The organism is Halodesulfovibrio sp. MK-HDV, from assembly GCF_009914765.1.
Taxonomy (GTDB): Bacteria; Desulfobacterota; Desulfovibrionia; order Desulfovibrionales; family Desulfovibrionaceae; genus Halodesulfovibrio.
Window position 1 is genome coordinate 1 of record NZ_WYDS01000003.1, and the last position, 25,230, is coordinate 25,230.

At 43.6% G+C, this 25,230-nt stretch carries 22 protein-coding genes; 11 read left to right on the plus strand and 11 right to left on the minus strand.

Features of this window, described 5'->3' with window-relative positions:
- Positions 1 to 513: 513 nt before the first annotated feature.
- A complete protein-coding gene (locus MKHDV_RS02705) occupies positions 514 to 2,100 on the plus strand; it encodes a methyl-accepting chemotaxis protein (protein WP_160712020.1) in 1,587 nt (528 codons plus the stop codon).
- Between the two features lie 88 nt (positions 2,101 to 2,188).
- Here the strand turns inward: MKHDV_RS02705 and MKHDV_RS02710 are convergent, their stop codons facing one another.
- The 3 genes from MKHDV_RS02710 to MKHDV_RS02720 form a co-directional block, all read right to left on the minus strand.
- Complete coding sequence (locus tag MKHDV_RS02710; RefSeq protein WP_160712022.1) at positions 2,189 to 3,748, minus strand: HD domain-containing phosphohydrolase; 1,560 nt, start codon at positions 3,746 to 3,748, stop codon at positions 2,189 to 2,191.
- A 531-nt stretch (positions 3,749 to 4,279) separates the two neighbouring features.
- Positions 4,280 to 4,873: a short chain dehydrogenase gene (locus MKHDV_RS02715; RefSeq protein WP_160712024.1), complete on the minus strand. Its 594-nt coding sequence runs from the start codon at positions 4,871 to 4,873 to the stop codon at positions 4,280 to 4,282.
- A complete protein-coding gene (locus tag MKHDV_RS02720; protein WP_160712026.1) occupies positions 4,858 to 5,790 on the minus strand; it encodes a diguanylate cyclase in 933 nt (310 codons plus the stop codon). Before MKHDV_RS02720 ends, MKHDV_RS02715 begins: the two co-directional genes overlap by 16 nt.
- Positions 5,791 to 6,427: 637 nt before the next feature.
- Between MKHDV_RS02720 and MKHDV_RS02725 the strand changes: the two genes are divergently transcribed.
- A complete protein-coding gene (locus MKHDV_RS02725) occupies positions 6,428 to 7,183 on the plus strand; it encodes a sulfite exporter TauE/SafE family protein (protein WP_160712028.1) in 756 nt (251 codons plus the stop codon).
- A 995-nt stretch (positions 7,184 to 8,178) separates the two neighbouring features.
- Positions 8,179 to 9,696 (plus strand): L-lactate permease, encoded by a 1,518-nt coding sequence (locus MKHDV_RS02730; RefSeq protein WP_160712030.1) that lies wholly within the window; start codon positions 8,179 to 8,181, stop codon positions 9,694 to 9,696.
- A gap of 96 nt (positions 9,697 to 9,792) precedes the next feature.
- On the opposite strand, the gene MKHDV_RS02735 is transcribed toward MKHDV_RS02730, so the two are convergent.
- Positions 9,793 to 10,329 (minus strand): hypothetical protein, encoded by a 537-nt coding sequence (locus MKHDV_RS02735; protein ID WP_160712032.1) that lies wholly within the window; start codon positions 10,327 to 10,329, stop codon positions 9,793 to 9,795.
- Positions 10,330 to 10,806: 477 nt separating this feature from the next.
- Positions 10,807 to 10,962 (minus strand): hypothetical protein, encoded by a 156-nt coding sequence (locus MKHDV_RS18665; RefSeq protein WP_216846839.1) that lies wholly within the window; start codon positions 10,960 to 10,962, stop codon positions 10,807 to 10,809.
- Between the two features lie 1,028 nt (positions 10,963 to 11,990).
- Between MKHDV_RS18665 and MKHDV_RS02745 the strand changes: the two genes are divergently transcribed.
- Complete coding sequence (locus MKHDV_RS02745) at positions 11,991 to 13,451, plus strand: APC family permease (RefSeq protein ID WP_160712036.1); 1,461 nt, start codon at positions 11,991 to 11,993, stop codon at positions 13,449 to 13,451.
- Between the two features lie 35 nt (positions 13,452 to 13,486).
- Here MKHDV_RS02745 and MKHDV_RS19070 read toward each other — a convergent pair whose 3' ends face one another.
- Positions 13,487 to 13,618, minus strand: a complete 132-nt coding sequence (locus tag MKHDV_RS19070; protein ID WP_256370001.1) for a hypothetical protein — start codon at positions 13,616 to 13,618, stop codon at positions 13,487 to 13,489.
- Between the two features lie 94 nt (positions 13,619 to 13,712).
- Here MKHDV_RS19070 and MKHDV_RS02750 point away from each other — a divergent pair, with 94 nt between their 5' ends.
- The 6 genes from MKHDV_RS02750 to sigZ all read left to right on the plus strand — a co-directional run bounded on the left by MKHDV_RS02750 (position 13,713) and on the right by sigZ (position 19,334).
- Positions 13,713 to 14,312 carry a LysE family translocator gene (locus tag MKHDV_RS02750; protein WP_174239226.1) on the plus strand — a complete coding sequence of 200 codons (600 nt, stop codon included), beginning with the start codon at positions 13,713 to 13,715 and terminating at the stop codon, positions 14,310 to 14,312.
- A gap of 10 nt (positions 14,313 to 14,322) precedes the next feature.
- Positions 14,323 to 15,141 (plus strand): AraC family transcriptional regulator, encoded by an 819-nt coding sequence (locus tag MKHDV_RS02755; RefSeq protein WP_160712038.1) that lies wholly within the window; start codon positions 14,323 to 14,325, stop codon positions 15,139 to 15,141.
- 516 nt (positions 15,142 to 15,657) lie between these two features.
- Positions 15,658 to 16,653 (plus strand): type I glyceraldehyde-3-phosphate dehydrogenase, encoded by a 996-nt coding sequence (gene gap, locus MKHDV_RS02760; RefSeq protein WP_160712040.1) that lies wholly within the window; start codon positions 15,658 to 15,660, stop codon positions 16,651 to 16,653.
- A 109-nt stretch (positions 16,654 to 16,762) separates the two neighbouring features.
- The gene (gene pgk / locus MKHDV_RS02765; protein ID WP_160712042.1) at positions 16,763 to 17,959 is read left to right on the plus strand and encodes a phosphoglycerate kinase; all 1,197 of its coding nucleotides are present in this window, start codon (positions 16,763 to 16,765) and stop codon (positions 17,957 to 17,959) included.
- Between the two features lie 331 nt (positions 17,960 to 18,290).
- Positions 18,291 to 18,638, plus strand: a complete 348-nt coding sequence (locus MKHDV_RS02770; protein ID WP_160712044.1) for a 2Fe-2S iron-sulfur cluster-binding protein — start codon at positions 18,291 to 18,293, stop codon at positions 18,636 to 18,638.
- Positions 18,639 to 18,785: 147 nt separating this feature from the next.
- Complete coding sequence (gene sigZ, locus MKHDV_RS02775) at positions 18,786 to 19,334, plus strand: RNA polymerase sigma factor SigZ (protein ID WP_160712046.1); 549 nt, start codon at positions 18,786 to 18,788, stop codon at positions 19,332 to 19,334.
- Positions 19,335 to 19,413: 79 nt separating this feature from the next.
- On the opposite strand, the gene MKHDV_RS02780 is transcribed toward sigZ, so the two are convergent.
- Positions 19,414 to 20,031, minus strand: coding sequence for a flavodoxin family protein (locus MKHDV_RS02780; RefSeq protein ID WP_160712048.1), 618 nt, complete (start codon positions 20,029 to 20,031; stop codon positions 19,414 to 19,416).
- Between the two features lie 162 nt (positions 20,032 to 20,193).
- On the opposite strand from MKHDV_RS02780, the gene MKHDV_RS02785 reads away from it, so the two are divergent.
- Positions 20,194 to 20,592 carry a helix-turn-helix domain-containing protein gene (locus MKHDV_RS02785; protein ID WP_160712050.1) on the plus strand — a complete coding sequence of 133 codons (399 nt, stop codon included), beginning with the start codon at positions 20,194 to 20,196 and terminating at the stop codon, positions 20,590 to 20,592.
- A 56-nt stretch (positions 20,593 to 20,648) separates the two neighbouring features.
- On the opposite strand, the gene MKHDV_RS02790 is transcribed toward MKHDV_RS02785, so the two are convergent.
- From MKHDV_RS02790 to MKHDV_RS02805, 4 genes are read right to left on the minus strand one after another with little or no spacing between them, the layout of a single operon-like run.
- Complete coding sequence (locus tag MKHDV_RS02790) at positions 20,649 to 21,173, minus strand: hypothetical protein (protein ID WP_160712052.1); 525 nt, start codon at positions 21,171 to 21,173, stop codon at positions 20,649 to 20,651.
- A 50-nt stretch (positions 21,174 to 21,223) separates the two neighbouring features.
- Positions 21,224 to 21,826, minus strand: a complete 603-nt coding sequence (locus MKHDV_RS02795; protein WP_160712054.1) for a membrane integrity-associated transporter subunit PqiC — start codon at positions 21,824 to 21,826, stop codon at positions 21,224 to 21,226.
- A complete protein-coding gene (locus tag MKHDV_RS02800) occupies positions 21,826 to 23,424 on the minus strand; it encodes an intermembrane transport protein PqiB (protein WP_160712056.1) in 1,599 nt (532 codons plus the stop codon). Before MKHDV_RS02800 ends, MKHDV_RS02795 begins: the two co-directional genes overlap by 1 nt.
- Positions 23,425 to 24,651, minus strand: coding sequence for a paraquat-inducible protein A (locus MKHDV_RS02805; RefSeq protein ID WP_160712058.1), 1,227 nt, complete (start codon positions 24,649 to 24,651; stop codon positions 23,425 to 23,427). It lies immediately after the preceding gene.
- Positions 24,652 to 25,230: the final 579 nt, after the last annotated feature.

Genomic DNA, 25,230 nt, shown 5'->3' on the forward strand with positions numbered 1-25,230 from the left:
TGCATTCTGTTCAATGTAGCGGATAGCTGTTTCTATCCGTTTGTAATCATGAATTTCATTTTGGCGCGTGGTCATGGGTATCCTCGTATGCTTCATGTCCCGATGGTTTGTATACTACGGAACAGATAAAGGACTTTCCACCCGAATATTGCTTTTTTTATATGTTCTGACATTGCTTTTGATGCTAGTAGTATAGAATGTAAAACATTATTTATTGTAGCTGAATGCTAGCTTGAAGGCTCTGGGTACTCATTTTTTTAGAGTCGTACTACATGAAAGGGGGGTGTCGTACTAGAAAAAGAGTTTGTTAACCCTCTTATAATTTACAGTAATACATATTGAATTATGGTAATTGACCGAAAAGACACTTGCGTAGGGGCATCATTCCTGAGTGCCCTCTTCCGCTACGCAACGATTAAATTTAATACACAATGGGTGTAGACGTTGGGGATATTGCATTCGTAGTAGGATGTAATGCATCCGCTGTGTATTGATATTGTAAGGAGTGGAAAAATGGGAAAATTTTCCCTAAAGATGCAAGTGGTCTTGATTGCCGCAAGTGCGCTCTTGTCGCTTGGGGTTGGGTATGGCTTTTTGTATACAGGTTCTGATGGCGCGACTATTTCAATGGGAACGCTCGATACAGCGTTGCTTGTAACAGTCGGGCTATTTACCTTACTGGTGTTGCCACTGGTATTTATTACATTAAGCACTCTACGCACAGCTACCAGTGTTATTTGTGAAAAAAGCAAACGTGTTTGCGGGGGCGATTTTACGGTTACGTTTCCTTCATCTCCGGCAGTAGACATTGCCGCAGTAGAGCTGGATATTGAAGCTATGTTTGCCAGTATGAAACATCGCCTTGGCTTTGCTCAGGGGGTGCTTACGGGCATTGATACGCCGTTTGTTGTTGTCGATACAGACGAAGTGTTGACGTATACCAACGATTCTCTTCTCACTATTCTTGAACAGAACGGGAAGCCGGAAGATTACTACGGACAGAATGTCGCGTATTTCTTTTATGGTGATGCGTCCCGCCGTACGGTTTTAGCAGATAGTCTTGAGAAGCATATTGTAACTAAACGCGAAGTTGTCCTTACAGGTCGTAAGGGTGGACAGCGAAAGATTTACATTAACGCGTCTCCGTTGTTCGATTTGAATGGCGAGCTAATGGGTGCGCTTTGTATTTATCAGGACTTAACAGCCTTGCGTCAGCGTGAGGAAGAAATACTGAATAAGAATGAGCAGATTGCCTCTGCTGTGCGCGATTCTGAAGATGTTTCCGATGATGTTGCACGCGTGGCGCATGAGATTTCTGCGCAGATGGAAGAAACGAGCCTTGCTGTTTCTCGTCAGACTGAGCGTGCAATGGAAACAGCGACAGCAATGGAACAGATGAATGTTGCCGTTACAGAAGTTGCGCAGAGCGCCTCCAGCGCTGCAGAACAGGCAACGTCTGCCCGTGATAAAGCAGAGCAGGGTTCAAAAGTCGTTGGTGAAGCCATTGATGCTATTGACGATGTGGCTCGGTTATCACACCAGTTGCACACAGATATGGCCTCGTTGGGTCAGCAGGCTGAAGGTATCGGTACCGTCATGAATGTTATTACCGATATTGCAGACCAGACCAACTTGCTTGCACTGAACGCAGCTATTGAAGCTGCCCGAGCAGGCGATGCTGGACGCGGGTTTGCTGTTGTTGCGGATGAAGTTCGTAAGCTTGCAGAGAAAACAATGCAGGCAACAAAAGAGGTGGGTGACGCCATTGATGCTATTCAGTCAGGCGCCCAGCGCAATCTGGAAAGCGTTGAGGCTGCGACCACTGCCGTGGCTCGTTCCAGAGAGCTTTCCGGCGCTTCAGGTGAAGTGCTGAGTAGTATTGTGGAACTTGTGACCGATTCAACAGATCAAGTGCAGGCCATTGCCACAGCAGCCGACGAACAGGCAGCTACCAGTGACCATATTAATCGTTCTGTAGATGAAGTCCGGACAATCTCGGAACAATCAGCAGACGATATTGTGACCGCTTCAGACGGTGTTCGTGAATTGTCTGTTATGGCTGGGAAACTGCGAAAAATTATCCAGTCTATAGGGTCTTAACTTCACATGGGTGGTGTTTAGTAGATAGGTATTGTGAAATAAAAAAGGCTGAGGAACGCAAATGTCGTTTCTCAGCCTTTTTTTGTTGTTATGCTGGGGACGATTCGTTTTTATCCAGATATTGTTCCCGTATTTGTCGTATTTCTTCTTCGTATTTGGTGAAGATATCTACGAGCTGTGGATCAAAGGCTTTGGCGCGTTCTGAAGCTATGTAGGAAACAACGCGATCCCGAGGCCATGCTTCTTTGTAACAACGCTTTGAGCAGAGTGCGTCGTACACGTCGGCCAGCATAGTCACTCGTGCAAAAATACTGATTCCGTCTTCACGCAATCCATTCGGGTACCCGTTCCCGTCCCACCTTTCATGATGCTGATGTGCAATTTCACATGCGATCTTTAATAACTCTCTACTGGAACCATCCAAAATATCTTTTCCGATGGAAGTGTGTGTTTTAATAATCTCAAATTCTTCTACAGTAAGCTTTCCGGGTTTATGCAGAATAGCTTCAGGAATCCCTATCTTTCCAACATCGTGCATAGGAGATGCGGCTTCGAGCAAGTCGAGGTCTTTTTCTTTCATTCCTATGTGGTTACCAATGAAACGAGATATTTTCGCGACCCGTTGCACGTGCCCGCCTGTCTCTTTTGATCGAGCCTCAATAACCTCGCCCAGAGTTGAAACAATAACTTTTTGTGTTTCTATCACTTCTTTATCCAGAATGATTATGCGTTCTTTGCTTTGGCGCAAAATGATTTGTTTTTGCAGGTTATTGTAGGTGAGAAAGAGTATGAGAGATAATATAAAAATGATTGCAAGTGCAGGAATGAGAGCTTTGTTGTGTTTAATAAAAAAAGATTCTGGCTTGTTGATAAGTGAGGCCTCGATAGGAAGTGTGTCGAGAGCAATGTTGAATTTTTTAAGGCGTTGGTAGTCATAAATACTTTTATGTACGTTCGCATCGAGTTGAAGAGGGATGACTGGCTGTCCTGCCAACAGGCGGATGATAGAAAAGGCAGCCTGTTTACCCAGACTGTCAGCGGAAAGGACTTTACCCCCGAGTACACCTGTTTCTAATTGAAAAGACCAGGATACGAGAATGGGAACTGATGAAATTTTTGCGAGCTCTTTTTCAATAGATCCCTGTGTGTAAAATTTATCGTCAGCAGTTTTGAAATGCGGGAGCAGATATATGATTTCGTGGGATTTTCTGGATTTTACGAAGACCTTAAGCTCTTCAAGAGTCATGACCGGAGTTAGTTTGAGATTGATTTGCTGAGGAAGTTTTGACGCAATGCTGCTGATTTCTTCAATCATGGAATGACATGTAGGACTTTCGTCTCCAATGATATGCACTATACGTATGTAGGGACGCATTCGGATGGCTTGACGGATTGTTCCGAGATGATCGGCTTTTTCTGCAATGATCGAGCGTATGTTGGAATCTGCGGAAGGTAGTTGCGCGTTATTAATGCCGCTTGCGACTACAGGAACATTCGGAAAAATATCAACGCCGTATGTTTGCATGAAACGTAAGGCATCGTTATCTGTAGCGATAATTCCGTCTGGCAACGTGAATGCATATTTATTTGCATACATGAGAGCTAATGAACTTAGATAGCTTGGGTCAGAAAAATTCTTACTATCCATAAATTCAAAGCGAAGCCGTGTGGCGGGTGATTGCCTCTTAAATGTATCTATGATCGCTTTGTTTGTGTTAACCGTCCATGTGTCGGTGGGAGAAAAAGAATGTATGATGAGAATAGTTTTTGGTGCACAGATAGGGATACTGTGTGCAGGAACTGCGCTGGATATAATACAATAGATAATAAGAAAGAGAGTTGCACAAAGTATTAAACAAAGTTGTGCAACCCGTTGTGAAAAAAAGATATGTATGGAAGGATTAATTTCCTCGATATCAATACGCATGAAATATTATTTCACGTCATGATCACAGAGGTAATTATTAGCTGTGTATTCTATGGCAGTAAAAAATGATATTTTTAACGAAAAGAGGTATTCATTACATTTATTAGAAGAAAGTAAAGAGCATGTTTTATGGATGCACTATTTTCTACAGTATGTTTTGAATACAGTATGATGAATATTGAAAAGAAGTAATGTTGAAAATATGTTGTAATGTAATAGTTCTATTTTTAGAGACAGATATATTTGGAAGAACTAAATATCAATAATTTGTCCGGTAATATCGCATTCAATAATGTCCAGATAAGATTGCGCAACATCTTTTACAGATACAGTGTTTTCTGCATGCATTCCCATTTTTTCCATTGTTTCCTGAATCCATCCGGGGCTGACAGCATTTATGCGTTGGTCTTTTCCTAATTCTAGGGCGGCTGCGTATACAAAGGAATTTATTGCTCCGCTGGCAAATGCGGCGCCAGCTGTCCCTGTGATTGGGTGTCTGGCTAAAATACCACTGGTAAGTGTGATAGAACCACGCGGTGGCAGGTAGTTGCGGGCTTCAAGAGCTATATGTATCTGACCGAGCATTTTGCTGCGGACGCTGTACATGAGTTTATCTTCATCCAGTTCAGTTAAGGGGGCAAATGAAGCATCACCAGCGGTAACGACTACATGGTCAAATGCTCCAATCCTTTTGAAAAACGTAGATACTGATGCGGGATCGGTCATGTCGATCGCAGGAGAAGTATGTCTTGAAGCTTCGATAACAATGAATTTAGGACGTGCGGCCTGCACAACATGCGATCCAATTAAGCCGCTAGCACCAATAACGATTACGCGTTGGGGCATAGCAATCTCTTTTCTTCTGTATTGTCAATGACTGTGCGGTTTCGTCCAGAATTTTTGCAGTGGTATAGCTGCTTGTCTGCCCGTGTAAGGACTGCGATGCTGTATTCATTATGTTGAGACATGGCACCGCCAAATGATGCAGTAACGCTGACTTTTTCACCATCGTGCATAAGCCACGCGTTTTGAACAATCTTACGTAATCGTTCTGCCATTCCGGTGAGATTTTCTATGGTTGTGTTGGGCACAAATACAACAAATTCTTCTCCGCCCCATCGGCATATGACATCAAGAAAGCGTAACGAGCTCATCAGCGTTTGTGCAACCATGTGGATGACTTGGTCTCCTATGTAGTGCCCGAACGTGTCATTTACAGCTTTAAAATCATCAATATCAATGAAGAGAACACCAAACGGGGCAAGGTTTTGCTCCATTGCGTGGTCAAGATTTCGCATGGTTATTTCGGCATAACGGCGATTGCCGATACCGGTGAGTTTGTCAGTTAAAACCTCTTTGCGAAGCAGTTCCATTTCTCGACGAATATTGAGTGACTCACTGTTCTCCGCAAAGACTTCTACTGCACCTACGATTTTCCCGCCGGAGTCAAGCATAGGTGATGCCTGAACCGTAACTGGGACTTTGTGTCCAAGCTTATGACGCATGAAGACGCTATGGTGTTTTTCTTTTCCGTCACACAGAGTCGCAGCAAGCGGGCAGCCCTTTTCACAGAGGGCACAGCCACTTTCATCTTCATGCCGTAGAAGATTTTCTGAACAAATTTTCCCCACCATTTCAGCTGCGGTGTATCCGCTAAGCCGTTCTGCTGCCTTATTCCAATACGTAATGCGACGTTCTGCATCTACAAAATAGATACCATCAGTCACTGAGTTGAGCAGAGTTTGATAAAACATTTGATCCATAAAGAAACTCCCCCGAAAAGAGTACAGCACGCACAACATATTCTCCCCGATAACTGGAATAGTGTTGCATTAGCTGGCAAAGCGCAAAGTAAGACCAGGCGTCTGTATGATCAGTGGCGAAGTAATCAACGAGATTCATTTTGCTGGAGTAAAGTAAGATACTTTGCGCAAACAAAAGAAATATATCTATACATACACTGTTTGTGTCGTAAAAACAACTGGTTGAGAGTGTTTCAGGTCTGTCTGTTTTTTTGGACAATGAAAGGTGGCTGCTTAATGTGATGATAATCAATTCTTGAGAATAATTAATATTTTTATATATAATCAGAAAAACACTGTTATCGTGGTGGGTTCGAAGGATTAGACAAAAGAGTTGCTCGCTTTTTATTCCTGTTACCCCATTGATACTGGCTGTAAGTACGACTTGTTTCGCCAGTAAAAGGAATAAAGCTTCGTCAGTGATAGATGAGTGACGGAGCGTAATTGTGCTCTTGTTGGACGGAAGGAATTAGAACAGTAAGGCTTAATGCTTTGCTGTTTTCTCTTTTATTATAACTGGTTTGGTAGGCTTTAGAGGCAGTGCATTACAAATAAAGCCGTGATATGGTCTCGAAAAATATAAGTAGGACGTGTGCTTATGGATTCACTTACTGTTCTCATATTCGGTTTGTCATTCAGTTTCAGTTTTATATTTGCTCTCGGTGGTATCGGGTCGGCTGCCGCGATTATTCCAGTACTCACATGGGTCGGTGTTCCCTTTAATATAGCGCGTCCGACAGGGTTATTCATCAACACGTTAAGCATGGGCGGCGCTACTTATTCTAATATTAAAGGTGGCAGGCTCGATTTTAAATTAGGTTTGCCGGTAATTGTGACTTCATTAGTTATGGCTCCCATAGGCGCGTGGAGCGGACACTTTTTTCCTACGCAATATATTCTGATTGCGCTTGTAGTTTTCCTGATGTTTGCATCATGCATGATGCTTTTCTTCAAGGGACTGAAGGGTGAAGTCGTTTATCGGGATGATCATCCGTTTGTAGGTCCTGCTTTTGTGGGTGTTCTTGCTGGCTTTTTTTCCGGCCTGCTTGGAGTAGGAGGCGGTGCGCTTATTTCTCCACTGTTGATTCTGCAGGGTTTCAATCCCAAAAAGATTGCTGCCATTACGGCGTTTGCCGTGCCTTTTTCTTCTCTAGCCGGATTTATTACATATGCTCTTATGGGCTCGGTTGCTTGGAAAATTTGGATAGTTGCGGGTGTTGCGGCATGTATTGGCGGGTATCTCGGAACAAGTGTTATGCATAAACGAATGCAGCCTTCCGCGGTAAAAAAATTCCTTGGTTGCATTCTCTTTCTTGTGGGACTTCGCATCCTTTTAGACATGATTTTCACATAGATAAAAATAGATGAGTAATAAAAAAAGAGACCATAGTTATGGTCTCTTTTTTTTGGGGATATCTGAGGGGATGTAGAAATAAGTGAACCTCCCCTGGTGAGGGGGAGGCACACAAAGAAGAGCGTTCTAATTCTAAAATTTTTTAGAAGGTACCAGCATGAATGGTGGTGCATGAAAGTAACCTGCGGAATAGTTACTTTGGTACCAGAACAAATTGATTGCTCAATCAATAAGTAGTTTTTTAAATTTTCATGCTCTCTGTGTCAATGTAAAAAAAAGAGAAAGTTACTAATAGTTTAATCAGATGACAGATTTTTTAAAATAAAGTTAATAAAATTAGATAGCTGTCTCTTGAAGAGGGAGTAGAAAGAAAATTGTTATTGTTCAAATTGAGCACAAAACAGGAAATTGGTTGGTCCAAGATATTTTTTTCATTAAAAAAAGATTGCACGAATAACTGTACAACAGATGCAGCTTAGTAAAATAAATTTACAGCTTGTTTTCTAATGATGTGCTTGAAAAAGGAAGCGTGAATGAAGAAAAAAGCAGAGAAGAAATACGATAATATTTAATATTTTTGATATCTTAATGTGTAAAATAGCATGAGATAAGCACGTGAGTGTTGAGTTTTTTTTTAGAAGTGGCTTCGCGAAAAATATATTAGTAGCTTCAAAAAAGTGAGCATAGGTGCTTGTAGTTATATCTAGCGCATTTTTAAATCGACAGATCACTCTTGTGATGTGTGGTGCTAAAGGACTTTGCTAAAATTTTACATCGTGATAATTCTTCCGGTTGATTGCTCAACCAACTGCGTTGAGCTTCAACTCTGTGGGCCCTTATGCAGGACGTTGCCGTTCTCTGCATGAATAGGGTGGTGGACTGTCATACTGCCTGCGCTCTGGTACAGCCAGGCAGTATGACAGAGAGTTAGACACATGTAGGTAGCGTTCCGTTGGCCTGGTCTCTACCTACACATACCTGAACTAGGACCTGTGATGGAATACTTGTCTTTTTTATTGGCGCTCTTGCCAATCGCGTGGCTTATCTTTTCGCTTGTTGTTCTCAAGCTCCCAGCACATAAAACTTGTACTGCAACCTTAGTTGTCACACTTGCGATCGCCGTATTCGGTAAATGGCAAATGCCTGCACTTGAAGCTGCTTCTGCTGCTGCAGAGGGCGGTGTATTGGCACTTTGGCCTATCATGATTGTTATCATCGCTGCTGTATTTACATACAATCTGTCTACACAGACTGGCAGCATGAACGTAATCACAAAAATGCTTTCCGGCATTACCACCGACCGCCGTTTGCTCGTGCTTATTGTCGCATGGGGCTTTGGCGGTTTTCTTGAAGGTGTAGCTGGCTATGGTACTGCCGTGGCTATTCCTGCAAGTATTCTTGCTGCTATGGGTTTTGCCCCAATGCATGCAGCCGTAATTTGTCTTGTAGCTAATACCGTACCGACTGCGTTTGGCGCAATCGGAATTCCCATTTCTACAATGGCAAGCGTAACCGGTATCCCTGTTGAGGTAGTAAGCTACCTTACAGCGTTCCAGCTTTCTACATTCATCGTTCTCATTACCTTTCTTGTTGTCGGCCTTGTAGATGGCTTTAAAGGTCTGAAAGGCGTTGTTGGTGCTTGTCTTGTTTCCGGGTTTAGCTTTGCTCTTCCGCAATTGTATGTAGCCAAGTATATGGGTGCAGAACTTCCATGTCTTGTTGGTAGTATCTGTAGTATGGCGGCAACCATTGCATACACCCGCATGGTACATCGCAGCACAGCTGCTGAAGCGGAAGAAGTTGTTACTGCAAAAAGTAAGTTCCTCGCGTGGGTTCCTTACATGCTTATTCTCACGTTTATCGTTCTTTGCAGTAACTTGTTTCCTGCGATTAAAGAAGTGGTTGGCTCCCTTAAGTCAGTTATCACTATTTATGGTGATAAGCCGTTTACTATTAAATGGGTTGCCACTCCGGGTGTCCTCATCATTCTCGCTACATATATCGGCGGTATGATTCAGGGTGTTTCTTTCGCAGAAATCACAAAAGTTCTGGCCAATACTGCAAAGCAGCTCACCAAGTCTGCTATTACAGTAGTGGCCATTGTCGCGCTTGCGAAGGTGATGTCCTACAGTGGTATGATTAATACCATTGCGTTAGTCATCGCCGAGTTAACCGGCTCCTTCTACCCATTCATCTCACCAATGGTGGGCGCGCTTGGTACCTTTGTCACTGGCTCCGATACATCTTCAAATGTGCTCTTCGGGCAATTGCAGATGCAGGTTGCAGCAAAGATCGGGGTAGATCAGGCCTGGCTGGTTTCAGCTTCCGCAGCTGGTGCCACAGCAGGTAAAATGATCTCTCCACAGTCTATTGCTATTGCAACAGCAGCAACCGGTATTACCGGTAGCGAAGGTCGTATTATGAATAAGACCATCGTTATTTGCTGTGGCTATGTGCTCATTTTAGGTACACTTGTGTACGGACTTATTCCGTACCTGCACGTAATCTACTAGATAATTCGCAGTGCGACGGAGGCGCTTTGCGCCTCCCCGCATTGAAAAAATCCTGCCTATTACGCATTCAGCAATGCTTTGCTGTTTTTGCCGTCGCTACAGTGTCTGTTCTGCAAAACCAAACTTTGAAAGCTGGTCGCACAGCACTTGCCGTGCAAGATACAAAACACCGAGCATGAGTAATCCGGAAACGAAAACGTTTGTCCGGAAGGCAAAAGAAACAACAAAACATACGGCTGTTACTGCAAGCTGAATTTGAGCAAATTTTTCTGGAACTGCACTATGGGATACAAGCAGCCATTGCGGCTTGGTTCCATATAAAAAGAGAGAAACCAGAAAAATTGCGCCTAGAATTCCAGCAGCTTTTAAATCCGCAAGCAGAACCGGAAATCCAGGTGTGCCTCCACTAAGCAATGCAGCGCTTAGTAAAATATACATATTAATCCCGACAATTACGGGATCTGGAATAGCTTTTTTTATCAGGAAAATACCAAGAGTGACCAACGCGGTGCCTGCTGCCACATAAAATGGCATCATCCAGCTGTCCGGTTGAGAAACATCAACATATCGAAAAGAAAATGCAAATACCTGAAGCGGTAGCAACTCGAGCAGAATCCGTAACCAGCGGTTCATAGCGTTTCCCCTTGGTACTGTGTGCTGAATCGTCCCTTGCGCATGACATCAAGCAAGTAAAAGTAAGGACGAGCAAACACGTTATGTACAATGCTGAGAATAAGTATTGCAGATTATTTTTTATGTTTACAAGTTCTATTTCTTAATTGTGCTTTCAAACAGTTTGGATTGGTGAGTTCCTGCAAAGCACATCTATTTTAAAATGTTAACTAAAATGAATTTTTTCATTTTCTTTGAGTAATTAAAGAAAATTGAAAGAACACATATCCATTTTGGACGTAAGTATTCACTCTGTGGAGCAGGCTATGCCTATTCTGCAGAGTGTTTTTTGTTGTTTTGCGCAACATGCTGGTATGGATGGTACTGAGAACATACATTACAAGGCCCTGTTATGCAGGGCCTTTCATGTATGAAGGAGGATGTTGGCAAGACCTGTCTGGTGGAATGGCCAGTCTGCCAGATTAAGCAAGCGCTATCTTACTTAATGTACTGAGCTACCTGTAAAACATTTGCGCCTACGGCATGGGCTTTGATGGAGAAAGCAGTGAGAAGAATTGCCATAGTGAGCAGTGTTGCGTGTTTTGCAGAGCCGCTAGTGTATTTTGAGTCGTCAACGTTGAAAAACAGATTCATTGTATTCCCTTTTGTTCCGCAAAAGAGGTTGAATAAAATTGTTTTGATTGAGCGACCAAACAATAACAAAAAGGCTAACGTTGTAAAGTGGTAAATCGGGTTTTTGAAGATTTTTGTTACAAGCCGCAAGGCTGTTGATGTTTGAGAGAAAAGCTTGCTGAAGACTAGCTGTGAAGTGGTAAGCTTGTTTGTGTCTATATGAGTGAATGGCTTTTTAGGTTCAAGGTTAGAAGTTTTTTCATTGGGAGCAAGTTTGTGGTTGGAAAATGAGGGGAAAGCGTAAAAACATTCTTTACGATATAGCAAATACGTTTTTTCTGTAATTTCAAGCTCTGCACTCTCATAAATAAGTTTCATGGGGTTATAAATTAAAGTGTTCGGCCATTTTTAGATATAAACTTTAAAAAAACAGGATGTTGTGTGTTTAGTGGGAAAGGGTGTTTGTTTAAAATTATTAATTACTTAGCTTGATCATCCAACAAAATAAGAGGGCTAATGCAATCATGAATTGTTCGAAGGTCAAGATATGAGCCAGCGCATACTAACACTTGGAGTGCGCGGATATTCAGCTTTATTATTCGGAGAGTAAGGTTCGTGAAAAACTCCTCAGTCGTCTTTTTAGTACTATTGTGGGGCGTTCTTATCCCATTGTTGGCAATATAAGCCAGTCTAAGTCTAAAGCGACTTAAAAAGAATAAAAACTGATGCATAAATGAATTGCTATTGAGTGTGGAAACAGGGTTTTTTTTATTAGTGCTTTAAAAACAGAGAGTTACGTTTTTGCATTTTTTTGGCACGCGAGATGCATTAGGGTGAGTGCTCCTAAAGAGTGCCAAAACCTTAGGCATGGGCCTGTGCTACCTTTTTGGAAGAACAGACGTCCCTCTGCATGAGTAATCTCATCGTTGCTATTGGGTGGTATGTAACCTGTCCCCAAGATTTAGTTCTCCTGCCAGTAACGACGCTATGGTTAAAAGGTAAACATAAAAGTGACTTCGGTCATTTTCTTAATTTAGGAGAGGCTTACTATGAGTGGTATATCAACGAATTCTGACGAAACTCCATCGCTAAAGAAATCTATTAAGCCATCTCAAGCATGGGCTCTTGCATTAGGGGCTATTCTTGGGTGGGGTGCATTTGTCCTGCCTGCATTGCGCTTTTTGCCTTCCGCAGGGCCACTGGCAGCTTGCATCGGATTTGTTTTAGGTGGAGGGATGTTATTCTTTGTAGCCATTAGTTATGGTAACATGGTGAGCAAGTATCCTGTAGCAGGAGGCGCATTTACTTTTGCTTACATCGGTTTCGGGCCGACTGCAGCGTTTATCTGTGGTTGGGCTCTCGTGCTTGGATACATCTGTATTATTGCGCTTAACGCAACTGCCCTCGCGTTACTATCGCGCTTTTTATTACCGGGTGTATTTGAAATCGGGTACCTGTATACTATTGTTGGTTGGAAAGTTTACGCAGGTGAATTGGCAATGCTTATTGCTATTCTCGCTGGCTGTGGCTTTTTGAACTACTGTGGTGCCGATCTTGTAGGTAAGATACAAGTTTTCTTAGCATTTGCTTTGGTTTCTGGAGTATTTGCCCTCTTCGCAGGTTCCTGCCTGACGGAGACTGCATCTATTTCAAACCTGTTTCCGTTATACGCGGAAAATAAAGGGCCAATCGCTAGCGTTATGGCGATTACAGCTATTGCACCTTGGCTGTATGTTGGCTTTGATACCATTCCACAAGCGGCAGAAGAGTTTGACTTTCCACATAAAGACGCTCAGCGCTTGATGCTTTCAGCAATTACATGGGGTGTACTTTTGTACGCACTGGTAACGATTGCTGTAGCAGTTGTTATGCCGTATCCGGAGTTGCTTGGCATGGACGTGCCATGGGCAACCGGAACAATCGCAAAAATTAGCCTTGGTAATGCAGGTAGTGTGATTTTGGCTACTGCCGTATCCGCTGCAATCTTTACCGGTATTAACGGCTTCTTTATTGCTTCTTCCCGTCTGCTTTTCAGTATGGGACGTGCAAAAGTGCTTCCAGCATGGTTTGCACAGATCCATCCTAAGCATCAGACTCCGCACAATGCTATTTTATTCGTACTTGTTATCGCAATTTCTGCGCCATTCTTCGGTCGTGAAGTACTCAACTGGGTTGTAGACATGTCTGCAATCGGAACAGTAGTGGCGTATCTCTACTCCTGTCTCGCAGCGTATAAATATATGGCTGCACACCCATTTGATGAAGGCTCCAAAAAAGGTAAAATTTGTGCAGCACTCGGATCATTAAGTTCTGTGATCTGCCTCTGTCTTCTTACCATTCCAGGTTCACCTGGTGCAATCGGTTCTGAATCTTGGATGGCATTGTTAGTTTGGTGTGGCCTTGGCTTCATCTTCTACAAAACAAAAATTGGTGACTTTACATCAATGAGCCGCAAAGAACAGACAGAATTGATTTTGGGTTGCTCATCTCGTCCGGTATTTTTTAAATAGACACTGATACTTGTTAGCTCCATGTGCAAGGAGCTCTACGTAACAGAACGCTCTTTGGTTTTATTCAGCAGCATAATAGAAATATTATGCTGCTGTTTTTTTATGGAGTTGAAAAAAAGAACGACCATAGCTTTTTGATTCATTCTACTTCCTTTCTCTTTTTCCATTCCATTCTCATGTGTTCTCCATGAGCAATATCGTTCAATATTCACGTCACACTATTGTGTATGATTTCTCCTTATTCTTTAAGGAGGGTTTTACGTGTCCATTTATCTTTCTATGGTGGCTTTCACGTTGGTGGGGGCAATTTCACCGGGGCCGGTTAATGTTATTGCTGCAAGTTCCGGAGCCAGAGCAGGGTACAAAAAAACCACGCCGTATGTTTTTGGAGCCAGTGTTTCGTACACTCTTGTTGTTGTAATTAGTGGTGTAAGTCTTGAACAGGTAGCTTTTGTTGTGCCACAGATTACTTGGCTTCTTAAAATTTTGGGTGCAATATTTTTGCTTTTCGTGGCGTACAAGATAGCGATGTCAAAAGGATTTGCATCAGCTCAAAATGGTGAAGGTGTCTCGCTCCCGGGATTTTGGGAAGGGGCGTTGGTGCAGGTGCTTAATCCTAAAGCATGGCTTGTTGCAATGTCCGGTGTAAGTTTGTTTACGCTTGGGCGAAACCCTGCCATGATGTATCTCATCAATTTTAGTATTACTTCTTTTGTGATGTGTTTTGCCGGTGTCTCGGTATGGGGCGCATTGGGCAGCTATATAAGACAATTTCTGGCGACTCCAAAGCGGCAGATTGGCTTTAACTACACAATGGGAACCCTGCTTAGTGTGACGGTTCTATACATGCTGGCGGGATAACGGAGCAAGAATGAAGCAGGACAGCACAGTTTTTTTGCGTAAATGCAAAGGGTTGCCGTTTGTTGAAGTACGGACGGCGCTGAACTCTGCTGTCTGCTATCATGCTCATTCGCATGATGAGTTTTCATTCGGCGTGATTGATAATGGTACCGCGAGGTACCAGAACTTGAAGACAACTAACCGGATCTATAAATTGGATACGGTAACGATTAATCCGGGCGATATTCATTCGTGCAATCCGGATTCAGAATCGTGGTCATACAGGATGTTGTTTGTCGATGCAGGTTGGATAGGGGCTGCGCAGGAAGAAACTTTCGACATGTATAGTGCCGATTATAACGGTTTCCTAAGAGCGCATAAGACAGACCACGGGCTCTATTCTTGTTTCGAGGTGCTGTATAATGCATTGATGCAGGGTACGAATCCGTTGGCTTCGGAAAGTTTTTTGCTGCAATACATTGTTCGTAACTTCGATCGGGAAGAGAATGCGGGGGACGTATGTCGCAAAATGTCTTCTTCTGTTGTCGGCAGGGTGCGAGAAAGGTTGTTCGATCAGCTCGAAACAAATCATTCGTTACATGATTTAGCGTTGGATGCAGGTTTAAGTCGCTATCATCTCATTAGAAAATTTAAATCGGTCTACGGGCTTTCTCCGCATGCCTTACAGATTGATGAACGCATAAAACGTGCAAAAGAATTGCTTAAGCAGGGCACAACCATTGCTGAAGCTTCCACCCAGCTTGGTTTTGCAGACCAGGCTCATTTCCAGCGTAATTTCAAAAAACGCTTGGCCATCACACCAAAACAGTACCAGTCTTTCTTTATATAGTTTGCCGTGCCCGCATGTAACTGGCATTATGAAACGGTTTCATACGGCACAAAGCAAAAAAAAAATTAAAATAACATAAAAATTCAATAAAATTGACAAATTACATCGGTTACAGCGTTGTTTTTTACATTTTGTGCGTTGAATGTAAAACCGTTTACATTGTGCGCCTATATGTGTCTAAAAGTGTTGTCAGTAAAGGCTTTACGAAGATTGTTCCAAGTCGTGAACACTCCACTATTGTAAGACCGTTTACATTATTTTGTGTTGTAAAAGTTTTCAAAAATGCCCTATAAATTTCTCTAGAACTATTCTTTTCAAGCGACCTAAGTCATGTATCAGTAGAAGTTCATTTGAGTGTGTGCAGTTAGCAATTCCAATGATGAAGAAGCTACGTATGGCATAGGTGCCGAGGTAAAACGTCTTCGCCCATTCGTTTTACAGTGATGTTGCAGAATGCAAAGAGGCAACACCCGTCTCGGTATGAAAGTAACCATTTAGCACAAGTAAAAGAACACCATGATTAAAATCGGTATTAACGGCTTTGGCCGCATAGGCCGCCTTGTTTTCAGGGCTGCTACACAGCGTAATGATATTGAAGTTGTTGGTATTAACGACCTTATAGACGTTGATTACATCGCGTACCTCCTTAAATATGACTCCACTCACGGTCGTTTCGACGGCACAGTAGAAGTGGAAAATGGTCACCTTGTTGTTAACGGCAAAACAATCCGCGTATCTTGCGAATGCTGTCCGGACAAACTTGCATGGGACGAAATCGGTGCTGAGTACGTAGTAGAGTCTACAGGATTCTTCCTTACTGACGAAGCTGCCCGTGGTCACATTAGAGCTGGTGCTAAAAAAGTTATTTTGTCTGCACCGTCCAAAGATGCGACTCCAATGTTTGTTATGGGTGTTAACCACAAAGAATACGCAGGTCAGGACATCGTTTCCAACGCTTCCTGTACTACTAACTGCCTTGCTCCGCTTGCGCATGTTGTACATAACGCATTCGGTATCGTGGAAGGTCTTATGACCACTGTACACGCAACCACAGCTACTCAGAAGACCGTTGACGGCCCTTCTTGTAAAGACTGGCGTGGCGGACGTGGCGCAGCTCAGAACATCATCCCTAGCTCAACCGGTGCTGCTAAAGCAGTAGGCAAGGTTATTCCTTCCCTTAACGGTAAGCTCACCGGTATGGCGTTCCGCGTTCCTACTCCGGATGTTTCTGTAGTCGACCTTACCTGTCGTCTTGAAAAGTCTGCTACCTACGAAGAAATTAAAGCTGTTCTTAAAGAAGCTTCCGAAAATGAGCTTAAAGGCGTGCTTGCGTACACAGAAGATGCTGTAGTTTCCACCGACTTTGTCGGCGAATCTTGCACCTCTATTTTTGACGCACAAGCTGGTATTGCTCTTAATGATAATTTTGTTAAGCTTGTGGCATGGTACGACAACGAATGGGGTTACTCCTGTAAAGTTCTCGACCTGCTTGCACACGTAGCTGCAAACTAGTTCCAGAATGAAGTTTACACTGCGGCTTACCATGTATTAGGTAAGCGCAGTGATTTTGTGCTGGGAGTTTTTACAACAAAAATTATCACACCTTACGAGGCATAAACATATGAACAAACTTTTTATTAACGATCTCAATTGCGAAGAGAAAACTGTAATCGTACGTGTAGACTTCAACGTGCCTCTTAAAGATGGCGCTGTTGATAATGACAAGCGAATCCGTGCAGCTCTTCCAACCATCACTCACTTGGTAGATGAGGGCGCAAAAGTTATTCTTATGTCTCACCTTGGACGTCCTAAGGGACAGCGTGTTGAGGCATTAAGTCTTAAACCTGTTGCGGAACGTCTTGCAGAGCTTTTGGGAAAACCTGTTGCGTTTGCAGATGACTGCATTGGTGACGTGGCTAAAAAAGCTGTAGCTAAGCTTGCAGCCGGTGAAGTACTTCTTCTTGAGAACCTTCGTTTCCACAAAGCTGAAACTGACAACGATCCAGAATTTGCAAAACAGCTTGCTGAGCTTGCAGAACTGTACGTTAACGACGCGTTCGGCACCGCGCATCGCGCACATGCTTCCACCGAAGGTATTACACATTACATGGACACCTGTGCATGTGGTTACCTGCTTAAAAAGGAACTCGACTTCCTCGGTAGTGCACTTGCAGAACCTAAGCGTCCATTTACCGCTATCATCGGCGGTGCAAAAATTTCCGGTAAAATTGACGTAATTAAAGCGCTTTTGCCAAAAGTAGATAACTTGATTATCGGCGGCGGCATGGCGTGTACGTTCCTTAAAGCCAAGGGATGCGAAATCGGTAATTCTCTTTGTGAAGAAGATAAATTGCCACTCGCAAAAGAACTTCTTGAACTTGGCGAAGACAAAATTCTTCTCCCTACAGATTACCTTGTAACCGACAAGCTTGATTTTGATGCACGCGAGATCGGCAGCGAAGCCATCGTAGCAGAAGATGCCATTACTGAAGGTCTTATGGCTGTGGACATTGGTCCTGACACCATGGAGACTTTCAAAAACATCATCGAAAAATCCGGCACTGTTGTTTGGAACGGCCCGATGGGTGTATTTGAAATTGATGCCTCTGCCAAAGGTACTTTTGCTGTGGCAGAAGCTCTTGCAGAAGCAACAACAAAGGGCAGCATCACCGTTATCGGTGGTGGTGACTCAGCATCTGCTATTGAGAAAGCTGGTCTTTCTGAAGCAGTTTCCCACGTTTCTACAGGCGGCGGTGCTTCCCTCGAATTTCTCGAAGGAAAAACTCTTCCGGGTGTAGAAGCTCTTACCGAAGCATAGTTCACAAAGTTCGAGCATAGTTCACAAAGTTGGAGCCTAGTTCATAAAGTTGGAGCCTAGTTCATAAAGCTGGAGATAACGCACGGCAGTGCTGTTTCCGGCAAAAGAACGGCTAGTTTAGTAAAAGATAAAGCGGCATGTTGAATATTCAACATGCCGCTTTTTTTATTTCATCTCCATTGATATTCCAGCGCGTTGTCAAAGAAAAATAAAATGTAGAAAAAAGTTTGCGTCTTTTTGACTTGCGAATCGTCTACCTTTTCGAACTGTCTGCATAGAGCAGGCAGCAATTGGAGCAGTAACCCTGCTCGTTTCATAAAAGGAGAGGCGTATGAATATTACTATTGATGGAATTCAGGTAGAGTTTTCGGCTGAAGATACAAATATTGTGGAAGTAGCAGGCAGGAGCGACATTTGCATTCCGGCACCGTGTTACCTTGCCAATCGTAAACACGGTTGCTGTAAGGTGTGTGTGATCGAAGTAAACGGCGAAGAAAAGTATGCTTGTGTAACGAAACCGCAGGAAGGGATGCAGATTGTTTTTGATCGCGATGATCTGAATACTCTGCGTAAAGAGCGTATTGTTGCATACAGTAAAGCAAAGAATGATCCTTCGTTACGTTGTGAATGTGACTGTGCTGAAGTTGATGACCGTTCTTCGGAGTTACGTTGCTGCTAAGATAGAAGTGGCAACGTCGGCTAAAGATATTCTTGGAGCGTAATCCGTCATTTTGACAACAGGCGCAACAGCCTTACTTTGTATCGCATAGAAACAGAGCTAGAGTTCGGGTTTGATTCTGAGCCAGAAAAGCGTGTCGGAGAATATATGGAACAGTTAGAAGCAATGTGGCTGGAGCATCAGGATAGCCTGTTAGGGTTTATTAAAAAGCGTGTCGGTAGCAAAGAAACTGCTGAAGATATGCTGCATGACGTCTTTTTGAAATTTCATGCTCATTTTGCAACTATCACAGATCATACAAGGATTCGTAGCTGGCTGTTTCAGGTAACCCGTAACGTGATTATTGATCACTATCGTACCCGCACATTTACCGTTGCCTTGCCGGAATATCTGGAAGCTGAATCTGCCTCTAAAGAAGAAAAAGTGCAGCAGGCACTCTCCACCTGCGTGGAGAAAATGGTGCTTCGGTTGCCGAGAAAATATCGTGTTGCTGTACAACTTGCAGATTTGGAAGGGCAGCCGCAGCTGGATGTCGCAAGTCTGGAAAACATTTCTCTTTCCGGTGCAAAATCTAGAGTTCAGCGTGGACGTAAGCTTTTGCGGGATATGATGTTTGACTGTTGTTCTTTTGAAGTGGACAGGGAAAGTCAGGTTGTAGACTGGAGTCCGCGCCACAAGACCTGTAAGTATTGTTGATAAGTACTGCCATACAAATCAAAAAAAGCCCTGCTGGTGTGAATACCGGCAGGGCTTTTTTGTGGCAACAATGATGGCGTTATTCTCTTCTACCAAAAGTAGAAACAGGGAAGGATTTTTGATGTGGCTGCATTGCGGAGCCGAGCCAGTGAATGGTCTGCCCGAGGTTTTCCATGTTCGCCATGGCTTCCGCATCTTTTCTTACATCACCCGGTGCAAGGCCGACACCGATGTTCCAGTAGATTGAACCGGGAACGATCATCTGTGACATGAGGTACATGTGATTGATGCTGTCAAAAGCGTGGGTCGCGCCGCCACGTCGAACCGCAACAACTGCTGCACCAATTTTTCCGGCTAAGGCTCGACCGTTGGCGATGGCAACTAAGCCTGCACGGTCAATAAGACCTTTCAGTTCGGCGGAAACATCAGTGAAATATGTTGGGGTACCAAGAATAATCGCGTCTGCACGAAGGATTTTTTCAAACAAGTCGTTGAAAATATCATTTTTGACTATGCAGGAATTATCCTTGGTCTCAAAACATTTGTAGCACGCAATACAGCCTCTAAGTTTTTTACCGCCAACTTGAACAAGTTCTGTTTCCCAGCCATTTGCGGCTAAAGGAGCCAGTGTTTCCTGTAATAAAATTTCGGTATTGCCGCCTTTACGCGGACTGCCGTTAATGGCGAGTACGTACATGGAATATATCCTTATTAGTGTTTGTATGATGGCTTATTAGATATCCAGCCTCGACAATTAGAAGATGATGGCTAGATTGAGAGATAGTGACATATTTTTGAGAATGTACAAGTACGGTTTTTTTTGTGCCTAAGTATCATGCAGGGTACCGTTGGAGATAAAATGATTCGAAGATGTGACGTAAAAGAGGTGGGCGGTAAGAGCTATAGGTGCTTTTTCGAGCTGACCATGCAGGTTATCGGTGGAAAATGGAAACCTGTCATTTTGTATCATTTATCACAGGAAAAAGTGCTGCGCTTCGGTGCTCTGAAAAAATCGCTATACGGCATAACGCAAAGGATGCTTACAAAGCAATTGCGGGAGCTGGAGGCTGATAGAATTGTTACGCGTACGGTCTTTAATGAGGTTCCGCCCAAAGTGGAGTATTCTCTCACTGAGTTAGGCGAGTCACTGATTCCCATTTTTCTGGAAATGAAGAAATGGGGCATCCGTTATGAGGAATGTATCGCGGGTGAAGTTATTACGGGTGATACCTACGAGTCTGTAGATGATCCGGAATAGTACAAACTAACGATGGAAATGAAAAAGGCAGATTGATGTATTCAATCTGCCTTTTTTTATGCGGGTCGTATGGCCTGCTTTGATTCCAGCCGGAATGTGAGCATATAGTAGATGATGAGTAAGGCAAGGAAGGGAACTGTTTCCGAAAGCAGTTTGCTTTCCGGATAGCTATACGCGAGTCCAAATGCTCCGATGGTTAGCAGAGTCATAAAACTTTCGTATAATCGTACGCGTGCGCTTTGGCGCAGTTGTACTGGAAACCAGCTGGAAAACAGAAGCGCAAAAATGCCAATTCCCATTATCCACATGAGCATGGCAGCGGATTGCATTGAACTGTACAAGTTCATCAGCCATGCTTGATTAGTAACAATTCCCACGGCACCGGATATTAAATAGCAATTGATTCCAAGAAAGATTTTGTTTTGGAATCCATGGGTAAAGACGTTGAAACTGATACACCCGATAGCCGCAAGTGCGCTGATGCCATATGTCAGTAGCCAGTAGTTTTCACTTGATGGATTACTGTTACGCATGATTATTAGAAATGTTGCAAGTGGTATAACTTCAAAGAATCGTCCCATGATGATTACTCCACGCTTTTGTTATTGTCAGGGTACTCTTGAGAGGTCTTTTATTGCCTTGCTACCGTGTGCAGCCCTTTTGCAATTTCCTGACTTAGAGTTTCCAGCGCATCGCTTTGTGTTTGAACATATGCGCTCATGTCTGAACCGGCGACTGGGAATGTCTGAACAAAGTGGCGTGTAAGTAACGATCTGTCTGTGTTTACATCCACAATCTGCCATATGGTATCCAGCGTTACATTCATGCCCGCTTTGCCTTCAAAACGGCGGACCGTGACATATACCTGATATTTTGGTCGTTGTGCCCGTTCCCACGGATACACGGAAACTTTTGGCGTTTGGAGAAGGCTTGAAATGTTTTCCGCGAGAGTTTCTTCCACCTGTGTTTTGAAGGAATCACCCCAGCGTTGGTATTCGTGGATGGTGATGCTGTTTTGGCCTGTGGTCGTCACAATCTGGGAACGATCAAGATGTCCTGGAACAGTAACAGGCCCCACGCCGACACTAATGTCATTGAGTGGCTGAATCTGTGAGGTCATCTGATTTGAGCTTGTGAGAATGTAGTATGATGAAGGCGGAGACATTGTTCCGCAACCTGTCAAAACGATACACAGACCCGCCAGCAGCAGGGCGTTTGATACGGTTCTACGCATTATTTTCTCTCTTTTCCTCGAAGTAATGATTCAGGATGGCGTTCCAGTTGGTCGGCAAGCGAACGAACGGCTCGGGCAGCTTCACTCATTTCACGCATGGCTCGTTGTAATTCTACTATCGTTGCAGAGTCTTTAGATAACAGGTTGTTTGCCCCTTCCATTGTTTCGCGGGTCTCCTGGAATGCGAGGCGGAGTTCGTTGGAATCTGCAAGTTTTTCTAATTTTTCACTTGCCTTTTTAATGCTCTGCAATGTTTCTACAGCATTGTTCCCAATTTTTTCCATTGGAATTTTTTGTAGTTTTTCAAACAGGGCAGACATGTTGCTTGTAAGTTCTTCAATTGGTGTCGGCGTTGTTGGAATTTCGAGTACGCCACCATCCGAAACAATTTTTGCCGGTTCAACTGCTTTAAAGAAGTCCAAAGCAACGTAGAGTTTTCCTGTGAGCAGGTTGCCTGTGCGAACCTGTCCGCGCATGCCTTGCTTAACAAGCAGTTCCAGCATGGAGTCTGTATCAGCTTCCCCTGTCTGGGATGCAATACGTGCTAAGCGCTCTTTTTCAACTTCGATGCGAACGGGAACCAGAACTTCTTTACTTTTCCAATCGAATTCGATGCCTATGTCGGCAACGCGTCCCACTGGAAATCCTTTAAATTCGACAGGAGCACCGATTGAAAGTCCACGAACAGACTGAGCGAACTTGAGGATGTAGTATTCCTTTTGAACGAACTGTTCTTTCATGGCTGCATCCCGCGTCGGGAACAGTTGGAACATATCGCCGGCATCAGCAATCGGTGTGCCCTTGATATGCTCAGGGTTCGTTAGAGAAATGCCGCCAATAAGTAAGCTTACTAGAGATTCTGTATCAAAACGGATGCCGTCTGCATCCATTTCCAAATCCATACCGGATGCCAGCCAGAAGCGGGAAGAGTCTTTTACGTAGTCGTCATACGGCGCATCGACAAAGACTGTAATGTTCACGCCTTCGCCAGTGTTCTGTAACCCGTATCCAACAACCTGCCCGATTTTAATGCCTCGGTAATAGATAGGGGAACCGTAGTCGAGAGAGCCGAGGTCGCGAGCTTTAAGCGTAAAGAGCTTTCCGGGGGTATCTTCTGTGACGACTGGCGGGATCTCAAGTCCTATGAATTCAGATTGAGAATCACCATCTTTTCCCGGATCAACCGCTATATATGCACCGGAGAGGAGCGTTCCCAGCCCTGTAACTGTTCCGCCGCTTAATCTTGGACGGACAACCCAGAAGCGGGTCTGATCATTTATATAGTCATCAGCTCTTTTTACGAGCGAAACAGTAACTTCAACGTGTTCAAAATCTTCGGTAAGTTTAACAGCTTCAACCTTGCCGATTTCAACGTCTTTATATTTAACTTTAGTTTTTCCAGCTTCAAGTCCATCCGCAGATGCAAATGTGATGGTAACTGTAGGGCCTTTTTCCATTATCGATGTGTAGACAAGACCCATGCCGATGATCATGGCAATAAGTGGAACAATCCAGATTAAAGAAAAGCTTTTTTTCTTGCAGACTGAGGCTTGCGGCAGAGTTTCGGGCGATGATGGAGCAGTGGTTTCTTCTGACATTTAATCTTCCTTCTGATCCCAGATAAGTCTGGGGTCAAAGCTTTCTGCTGCGAACATGGTGATAACCACAACAGCAGCAAAATATACAGCACCCGGCCCTGCCTGAATGGCAGCAAACGGGTCTAACTGAACCAGCGCAACAAGCACTGTTACCACATACACATCAACCATAGACCAACGGCCGACAGCTTCTGTTAATCGGTACATTCTAGTGCGGGTTACCGGTTTCCATTGATGTTGAAATTTTACAGATATAAGCAAATATACCAGCGTGATGAGTTTTAAAAGTGGAATAAAAATGCTGGCAATAAAGATGACGAGTGCAATATGCCATGATCCTGAGAACATGAAATATACGACACCGCTCATAATGGTATCTGCCTGTGTGCTACCGAATACCTGCGTTACTGTTATGGGCAGCAGGTTGGCAGGCAGGTATAAAAGTATGGCAGCAACGACTAGAGCCGTTGTCCGTTGAAGACTGTTAGGTTTGCGCAGATGCAGACTGGATCCGCAGCGGGGGCAGGCTGCATGGTGTGCTTCAGGTATGCCGCATACAAGTGAACAGCTGTGACACGTGGCAGGCTGAGTGCATGATTCAGGCTCTTTTTCTGAAGAGTTTATAGGGAGCCTTTTCCATATGTCATAGGGGTTTAATCCTGAAAAAGCAGTAATGATAACAAGGATTAGTGCCGTATACGCCCACATTGCAGTACCGGGGATAATGGTAGCCATTTTCCCGAGCTTGATCATGGAGACCAGAATACCCAGTAAAAACACTTCCATCATGCTCCATGGCATAAGGTGTCGGACGGTTCTAAAAATTTTTCCAGTGCGTGGTGCCAGCTGTCCGAATTGAATAGGAGTGAGTATGAAAATAAGCGCAATTAATTGAAGCAGCGGCACGAGAATACTTGTGAACAGAACAAGGGCGGATAGTCCCTGCATTCCGTTGGTAAATAACCAGATAACACCGGTGACAAGGGTAGTTTCCTGTATTCTTCCTTCCACTTGCATGGAAATAAATGGATACGCATTGGCAATGGCAAACAGAATGAGACCGGCAATAGAAAGCGCTAATGTGCGCTGGGTAGTATCTTTGGTTTTTTGAAAAAGTACAGACCCGCAACGAGTACAGATTGCTTTTGTCCCTTCCGGCATTTCGGGGAGTGTTTGCGTTAATCCGCAATCGTGGCAAGTCGTTGATAGTTGGGTAGTTATGTCCATGTGAGGTGAATAGTATTCCTTACAATTTCGAGGTATTATGCGATGTGGTTAGTTGTGTAAAAGTGATCGCATACTCAATACCGTAGTAGTGTTTTCGTTGGTTTTTCTCAGTAACGCTTACCTGATGCAAGAGGTCACGGCAATACAGAAAATATTCTATAGATATTGGATGATTAAGCATGGGATATGAAAGTTGTTGTGTAGTACAACTCCATGGGAAAGAAATGTGATTTGAATGGTCGGATATTCTAATCACATTTTGATGAGATAAGGCTACCGGTTACGCATAACGAAAGGTAGCTGGAGTTTTACAATCTATTTGGAGCAGAATTTTATTCAAATAATGCGACACAGCAATAAACTAATAGATGACACAAGTATCTTTTAGAATACGTTATGGTAGACTGTGTAAATTAGAATGATCAATGGTTCAAGTTGCTTAAAAAGCTTTTTGAAAAACGTGTTATAGAAATTATGATGCATAGGATGGTTTGACAGCCTGTGTATGTGTAGGTATCGAACAGGTTAGTTCAACACGTAACTAAAGGAGTTTTTGTGTTTACAGGTACGATGGATAAT

What these genes read in the sequence shown, in the direction of transcription:
- MKHDV_RS02705 (WP_160712020.1), top strand. Translation starts at nt 514, where the DNA reads ATGGGAAAATTTTCCCTAAAGATGCAAGTGGTCTTGATTGCCGCAAGT.
- MKHDV_RS02710 (WP_160712022.1), bottom strand. Translation starts at nt 3,748, where the DNA reads ATGGATAGTAAGAATTTTTCTGACCCAAGCTATCTAAGTTCATTAGCT.
- MKHDV_RS02715 (WP_160712024.1), bottom strand. Translation starts at nt 4,873, where the DNA reads ATGCCCCAACGCGTAATCGTTATTGGTGCTAGCGGCTTAATTGGATCG.
- MKHDV_RS02720 (WP_160712026.1), bottom strand. Translation starts at nt 5,790, where the DNA reads ATGGATCAAATGTTTTATCAAACTCTGCTCAACTCAGTGACTGATGGT.
- MKHDV_RS02725 (WP_160712028.1), top strand. Translation starts at nt 6,428, where the DNA reads ATGGATTCACTTACTGTTCTCATATTCGGTTTGTCATTCAGTTTCAGT.
- MKHDV_RS02730 (WP_160712030.1), top strand. Translation starts at nt 8,179, where the DNA reads ATGGAATACTTGTCTTTTTTATTGGCGCTCTTGCCAATCGCGTGGCTT.
- MKHDV_RS02735 (WP_160712032.1), bottom strand. Translation starts at nt 10,329, where the DNA reads ATGAACCGCTGGTTACGGATTCTGCTCGAGTTGCTACCGCTTCAGGTA.
- MKHDV_RS18665 (WP_216846839.1), bottom strand. Translation starts at nt 10,962, where the DNA reads ATGAATCTGTTTTTCAACGTTGACGACTCAAAATACACTAGCGGCTCT.
- MKHDV_RS02745 (WP_160712036.1), top strand. Translation starts at nt 11,991, where the DNA reads ATGAGTGGTATATCAACGAATTCTGACGAAACTCCATCGCTAAAGAAA.
- MKHDV_RS19070 (WP_256370001.1), bottom strand. Translation starts at nt 13,618, where the DNA reads ATGGAAAAAGAGAAAGGAAGTAGAATGAATCAAAAAGCTATGGTCGTT.
- MKHDV_RS02755 (WP_160712038.1), top strand. Translation starts at nt 14,323, where the DNA reads ATGAAGCAGGACAGCACAGTTTTTTTGCGTAAATGCAAAGGGTTGCCG.
- gap (WP_160712040.1), top strand. Translation starts at nt 15,658, where the DNA reads ATGATTAAAATCGGTATTAACGGCTTTGGCCGCATAGGCCGCCTTGTT.
- pgk (WP_160712042.1), top strand. Translation starts at nt 16,763, where the DNA reads ATGAACAAACTTTTTATTAACGATCTCAATTGCGAAGAGAAAACTGTA.
- MKHDV_RS02770 (WP_160712044.1), top strand. Translation starts at nt 18,291, where the DNA reads ATGAATATTACTATTGATGGAATTCAGGTAGAGTTTTCGGCTGAAGAT.
- sigZ (WP_160712046.1), top strand. Translation starts at nt 18,786, where the DNA reads ATGGAACAGTTAGAAGCAATGTGGCTGGAGCATCAGGATAGCCTGTTA.
- MKHDV_RS02780 (WP_160712048.1), bottom strand. Translation starts at nt 20,031, where the DNA reads ATGTACGTACTCGCCATTAACGGCAGTCCGCGTAAAGGCGGCAATACC.
- MKHDV_RS02785 (WP_160712050.1), top strand. Translation starts at nt 20,194, where the DNA reads ATGATTCGAAGATGTGACGTAAAAGAGGTGGGCGGTAAGAGCTATAGG.
- MKHDV_RS02790 (WP_160712052.1), bottom strand. Translation starts at nt 21,173, where the DNA reads ATGGGACGATTCTTTGAAGTTATACCACTTGCAACATTTCTAATAATC.
- MKHDV_RS02795 (WP_160712054.1), bottom strand. Translation starts at nt 21,826, where the DNA reads ATGCGTAGAACCGTATCAAACGCCCTGCTGCTGGCGGGTCTGTGTATC.
- MKHDV_RS02800 (WP_160712056.1), bottom strand. Translation starts at nt 23,424, where the DNA reads ATGTCAGAAGAAACCACTGCTCCATCATCGCCCGAAACTCTGCCGCAA.
- MKHDV_RS02805 (WP_160712058.1), bottom strand. Translation starts at nt 24,651, where the DNA reads ATGGACATAACTACCCAACTATCAACGACTTGCCACGATTGCGGATTA.